The following is a 554-nucleotide window of genomic DNA, read 5'->3' on the forward strand; positions in this document are numbered from 1 at the left end:
TTTAGCGGTGTTTAGATCGCATTCTAAATCAATGGGATGGGTTAAAACTTCTTTTAAATAAGGTTCAATTGTTTCATAAAATGGCGCGCTAAAAAACGATCGCCCATGGTTTTCATCAAAAACGTTCGCGCTCGCATTGATGATTTTTTGATAAGGGTTTTTCAAAAGATCCGGGGTTATTGGGAGCGTTTCTTTAGCCATAATGAAGCGCGTTTGATTCCTTTTTGAGAGTTGAAATAAAGCGTTATCTTAAATTAAACTCGCTAAATTTTTGATAAAACTACTTTTTTAAAATCCTTAAGAGCGTCTTAATGAGTTTGTTGAGGGAGCGGAATTTTTTCCATAGAGTTTGGCGGTTTCTATAGGGCTTTTTCATGCTTGTTTCCATGTTTTAAAATTCAAAAAGAAATCCTAGGATTTCTTTAATTTTAGAACTGATAGGATACCTCAAAACGCGCGTTAAATCCAGGAGCCGGGAGCGCCATGCGCTTACCTTTGGGGATCATATCGCTCGCTGGAGCGTCCGCGCTCGCTTGAAACACAGAAGTTTGATC

1 protein-coding gene is annotated in these 554 nt (G+C 38.4%); it reads right to left on the bottom strand.

All coding sequences use genetic code 11. The features are described from left to right. On the bottom strand, positions 1-201 hold a 201-nt coding region (locus IE260_RS43495), incomplete at its 3' end, for a hypothetical protein (RefSeq protein ID WP_229881865.1). Between the last annotated feature and the right edge of the window lie 353 nt (positions 202-554).

This window comes from Streptomyces viridiviolaceus (assembly GCF_014650995.1).
Lineage (GTDB): Bacteria > Actinomycetota > Actinomycetes > Streptomycetales > Streptomycetaceae > Streptomyces > Streptomyces viridiviolaceus.